Annotated in this window: 4 protein-coding genes and 1 pseudogene; 4 read left to right on the top strand and 1 reads right to left on the bottom strand. The window is 72.5% G+C overall.

The window, feature by feature from the left end:
- Positions 1-509: hypothetical protein (locus LG632_RS29495; protein ID WP_226730992.1), on the top strand; the 509-nt coding region annotated here is incomplete at its 5' end.
- Between the two features lie 43 nt (positions 510-552).
- On the opposite strand, the gene LG632_RS29490 is transcribed toward LG632_RS29495, so the two are convergent.
- Positions 553-2,085, bottom strand: a complete 1,533-nt coding sequence (locus LG632_RS29490; protein ID WP_226730991.1) for a ricin-type beta-trefoil lectin domain protein — start codon at positions 2,083-2,085, stop codon at positions 553-555.
- Between the two features lie 101 nt (positions 2,086-2,186).
- Here LG632_RS29490 and LG632_RS29485 point away from each other — a divergent pair, with 101 nt between their 5' ends.
- The 3 genes and pseudogenes from LG632_RS29485 to LG632_RS29475 all read left to right on the top strand — a co-directional run.
- Entirely contained in the window at positions 2,187-3,584 is a 1,398-nt protein-coding gene (locus tag LG632_RS29485; protein ID WP_374203635.1) for a class II fumarate hydratase, read from the top strand.
- Between the two features lie 13 nt (positions 3,585-3,597).
- Positions 3,598-4,305, top strand: a complete 708-nt coding sequence (fomD, locus tag LG632_RS29480; RefSeq protein WP_226730989.1) for a cytidylyl-2-hydroxypropylphosphonate hydrolase — start codon at positions 3,598-3,600, stop codon at positions 4,303-4,305.
- Between the two features lie 199 nt (positions 4,306-4,504).
- Positions 4,505-4,749, top strand: a pseudogene (locus LG632_RS29475) (hypothetical protein); the annotation flags it as partial.

Here is a 4,749-nt window from a genome sequence, read left to right as displayed (position 1 = left end):
CCCCGGCCCGTACCGCCGCCGTGCGCGGCGCCGCCCGGGTGCACTTCGCCTACGCGCCGGACGGCGACGACATCCGGTTCACCGTGGAGGCGAAGGCTGCGCCGTACACCCGCCCCTTCACCCTCGACGGAAAGCCGGTGGAGGGACTGCCGGTGGACGCGAAGGGCAAGGTCACCGTCCACCACCGGATCGCGGCGACCGGTGAGGTCGGCACGTCGGAGGCCGAGGTGGACTGCCTGGTCACCGGCGACGGGGTCGCCACCCTCACGGCGGTCGTGACGAAGTCGAACGTCGACCCCGCGGGCACCCGGATCGGCATCAGCGTGCAGGACGGCCGGTACGGCGCGCCGGACCGGCTGGGCTTCTCCTGGGGCGTGGCCAACGCCGATCCGGGCCGCGAGCCGTTCGTCCCCCGGACGGGCATCTGCATGGCCCCGGCGCCCTTCACGACGGTGACCGCCGGCGGCTTCGCGGTGGACTCCGCCCCGCTGCCGCCGCTGCGGAAGTAGGAGCACCCGGCCGGGTCGCGCCGGCCGGGTGCGGGCGCCGCCGTCAGGCGAAGCGCTGGCTCGCCGAGCCGTTGCACGGCTGGAGGCGGACCGGGTCGTGGGCGGCGGCCACGGTCAGGCAGAGGCCCGGGGCGGCGGCGGGGCGGACGGTGGCGCCGTCCTTGACGAACTGCTGGTTGGCCCCGCCGTGGCAGTTCCACAGGACCAGGCCGGTACCGGCCGCGTACGAGGCGCCGGGCACGTCCAGGCAGCGGTCGTGGGTCAGTTCGACGTGGACGGCCTTGCGCGGGGCGTCGTACCACCAGCCCTGGTTGCGCCCGCCGTGGCAGTCCCAGCCGTACACCTTGGTCCCGTTCGCGCTGGAGCCGCCGAAGGCGTCGAGGCAGTTGCCGGTCGCCTCGCCGCGCAGGGGCCGGTAGAGGTCGTCCCAGGCGCCGGTCTGCAGGACCGGGGTGCCGGTGCTCGCCGGGTCGGCGCAGGAGGCCTCGCGCAGGCCGGAGTTGTAGAACTGGGTCAGGCAGGACGCGAACGCGCCGTGGCCGCGCTGGTTGGGGTGGAAGGACTGCCGGGCGGTGTTCTCGTCCCAGGGGAAGTGGTCGGCAAGGTCCAGGTAGAGCCCGCGGGCCCAGGCGTCCTCCATGCACACCTCGTGGCCGTGGAAGAGCCGGGAGTTGTCCAGGTACAGCGCGCCGGAGGCGCGGGCCGCCGCCCGCATGCCCTTCTCGAACGTCGGGACGGCGTAGTTGCGGCCCCAGGTGGCGTCGGAGTCGTAGCCGGCGCAGCCGCCGGGCAGTTTCCCGGGGAAGGCGGGGTTGTCGTAGAAGTCGGGGCCGATGGGGCTCGGGTAGCCCATGACGACGAGCTTGTAGTCGGTGTCGGCGTACCCGGCGCCGCGCATGACGGTCCGCAGGTCGGCGACCGTGGCCTCGACCTTCGGGCGCAGTCCGTCGACGCGGGCCTGCCAGCCGGGGGCGTACTTGGGCTCGCAGGTGCCCTGGCTGAGCACCCAGCGGGTGACGCAGTCGGTCATGACCGGGCCGAACTGGAGGTCGTCGTTGGCGCCGGCGACCAGCAGGACCATCTTGATCCTGGTGTTGCGGGCCTTGATCGCCAGGCTGTCGCTCTGGACCAGCTCGTCGGCGTACTGCTTGCTGCCGCCGATCCGGATGTTTCCGGTGTAGGCGCCGGAGCAGGCCACGTTGAAGGTGAGGTCGGCCGGGATGCCGGTGCGGTGGATCGCGCTGTCCGGCGAGCGGTGGCACTGGTTGGACGAGGTGTTGGTCGCGGGGTCGTAGGTGCCGATGCCCTCGCCGGAGATCTCGCTGTCGCCGAGGGAGATCAGGCCGCTCTTGCGGTCGGCCATCGGGCGGATCGCCGGGTCGCCGTAGATGCGGGTGGCCTCGGCGGCGCGGATCGCCTCCAGGTCCGGCGGCAGGGGGCTGACGGCCTGGCCGGCGGACGGGGCGGACGGGGCTGCCTGGGCCATGGGGGTGATGGCGGTGACACCCCCGAGGGCGGCCGCGACCGCCGCGGCCGCGGCGAAGGTAGATCTGAGTCTGGGTCCGAAACGCGCCATGAACGCCTCCCCGGTGTCAGTGTTACCCCCGGTATTTACTGGCCGGTAGGGGAGTTGGGAACACTTTGAACAAGACAATTGCTCAACTTTTTGAGGAGGCAATGCACATGACCGACGATCAGTACCGGACCGAGCACGACTCGATGGGTGAGGTCCGCGTCCCCGCCCACGCCAAATGGCGTGCGCAGACGCAGCGCGCCGTGGAGAACTTCCCCGTCTCTGGGCAACGCCTGGAGCGCGCCCACATCGCCGCCCTGGCCCGGATCAAGGCGGCCGCCGCCAAGGTCAACGCCGAACTGGGCGTACTGGATCCGGACATCGCCGAGGCGATCGTCTCGGCCGCTTCGGAGGTGGCCGAAGGCCGCTGGGACGACCACTTCCCGGTGGACGTCTTCCAGACGGGCTCGGGGACCTCCTCCAACATGAACGCCAACGAGGTGATCGCCACCTTGGCGAGCGAGCGGCTGGGCCGGGACGTCCACCCCAACGACCACGTCAACGCCTCGCAGAGCTCCAACGACGTCTTCCCGTCCTCCATCCACATCGCCGCCACCGCCGCGGTCACCGAGGACCTGGTCCCCGCCCTGCAGCACCTGGCGGCGGCCCTGGGCGCCCGGTCCGCCGCGTTCGCCGACGTGGTCAAGGCGGGCCGCACCCACCTCATGGACGCCACGCCCGTCACCCTGGGCCAGGAGTTCGGCGGGTACGCCGCCCAGATCCGCTACGGCGTCGAGCGGCTGCGGGCGGCCCTGCCCCGGCTCGCCGAACTGCCCCTGGGCGGCACGGCCGTGGGCACCGGCATCAACACCCCGCCCGGCTTCGCGGCGGCCGTGATCGCCGAGATCGCCGGACGGACCGGGCTGCCGCTGACCGAGGCGCGCGACCACTTCGAGGCCCAGGGCGCCCGGGACGCGCTGGTGGAGACCTCGGGCGCGCTCCGCACCGTCGCGGTCTCCCTCACCAAGATCGCCAACGATCTGCGGTGGATGGCCTCCGGCCCGCGCACCGGGCTGGCCGAGATCAACCTGCCCGATCTCCAGCCGGGCTCCTCGATCATGCCCGGCAAGGTCAATCCGGTCGTCCCGGAGGCCGTGCTGATGGTGGCCGCCCAGGTGACGGGGAACGACCTGACGGTCGCGACGGCGGGCGCCGCGGGCAACTTCGAACTCAACGTGATGCTCCCGGTGATGGCCAAGAACCTCCTGGAGTCCGTCCGGCTGCTCACCAACGCCAGCCGCCTGCTGGCCGACCGCACGGTCAGCGGGATCACCGCCAACGTCGAGCGGGCCAGGGAGTACGCGGAGTCGTCACCGTCCGTGGTCACCCCGCTCAACCGGTACATCGGCTACGAGGAGGCGGCCAAGGTCGCCAAGAAGTCGCTCGCCGAACGCAGGACGATCCGCGAGGTCGTACTGGAGTCGGGGTACGTCGAGCGCGGCGACCTGACCCTGGAACAGCTCGACGAGGCGCTGGACGTGCTGCGGATGACCCACCCCTGACTAAGATCTGCGCATGACAGGTACCGCAGGCCGCGGGGGCGGCGGCGGGCGCGGCGGCGCGCCTCACACGCACTGGGCGCCCGGGGAGCACATCCTCTGGCGCTACCGCGACCACGGCCAGGGTCCGGGCGGCCGGGTGCACATCTGCCGGCCCGTGACCGTCGTCGAGGACACCGACGAGCTGCTCGCCGTCTGGATGGCCCCCGGCACCGAGTGCGTCAAACCGGTGCTCGCCGACGGGACCGCCGTGGCCGACGAACCGCTCGCCACCCGCTACACCGCCCCGCGCACCACCGTCCGGTCGCAGTGGTTCGGCGGCGGCGTGCTCAAGCTCGCCCGGCCCCGCGACCCGTGGTCGGTCTGGCTGTTCTGGGACGACGGCTGGGACTTCAAGAGCTGGTACGTGAACCTGGAGGAGCCGCGGACCCGCTGGGCCGGCGGGGTGGACTCCGAGGACCACTTCCTGGACATCTCCGTCTACCCCGACCGCACCTGGAGGTGGCGGGACGAGGACGAGTTCGCACAGGCCCAGCGGTCAGGCCTGATCCTGCCCGAACAGGCCCTGCGGGTACGCCGGGCGGGCCGCGCCGCGGTGGATCTGATCAAGGCCTGGGGGCCGCCGTTCTCGGACCGCTGGCAGGACTGGAGACCCGATCCGGCCTGGGACGTTCCGGTCCTGCCCGAGGACTGGGACCGCACCCCGGCGCACATGACCTCATGAGACCCTTGATGCGCCCCCGGGGTTCAAACGTAGGATCGTCCTCCGCAAGGCTGCGTAATTGGCATGCTGCGACGAGGACTTGATAACGAGCGGGCAGCGTTGGGAGGGGGCGGCGGTGTCCTCGCCGCAGAGCGGGTATACCGCGACTGAACGAGTTGAGTGCAGCGCACATCGAGCGCAGACGGACGGATTGCCACGCGTGACGGAGTACCCCACCTCTCACGAGGGCCCGCAGCCGAAGCCTGCCGCGGCGGGCGGCTCCGCGCTGTTCGCCTCCGGCGAGGGCCGGGACGACCAGGGGCACGGCAAGGCCCTGGCGCCCACCGCCGGCTCCGCCGCCATCCCGGCCGCCCGCCGCGGCGAGAGCCGCGCGTCCGGGCCCGCCCCGGAGGACCACGAGGCCCGCGGCCCGCACGACACCGACCGGGATTCCGCCGCCGCGCG

Source organism: Streptomyces antimicrobicus, from assembly GCF_020532625.1.
In the GTDB taxonomy this organism is placed as follows: domain Bacteria; phylum Actinomycetota; class Actinomycetes; order Streptomycetales; family Streptomycetaceae; genus Streptomyces; species Streptomyces antimicrobicus.
This window is presented reverse-complemented; position numbering and strand designations above follow the sequence as displayed.

Coding starts and splice junctions, on each gene's coding strand:
- LG632_RS29490 (WP_226730991.1), bottom strand. CDS start 2,085: ATGGCGCGTTTCGGACCCAGACTCAGATCTACCTTCGCCGCGGCCGCG.
- LG632_RS29485 (WP_374203635.1), top strand. CDS start 2,187: ATGCACATGACCGACGATCAGTACCGGACCGAGCACGACTCGATGGGT.
- fomD (WP_226730989.1), top strand. CDS start 3,598: ATGACAGGTACCGCAGGCCGCGGGGGCGGCGGCGGGCGCGGCGGCGCG.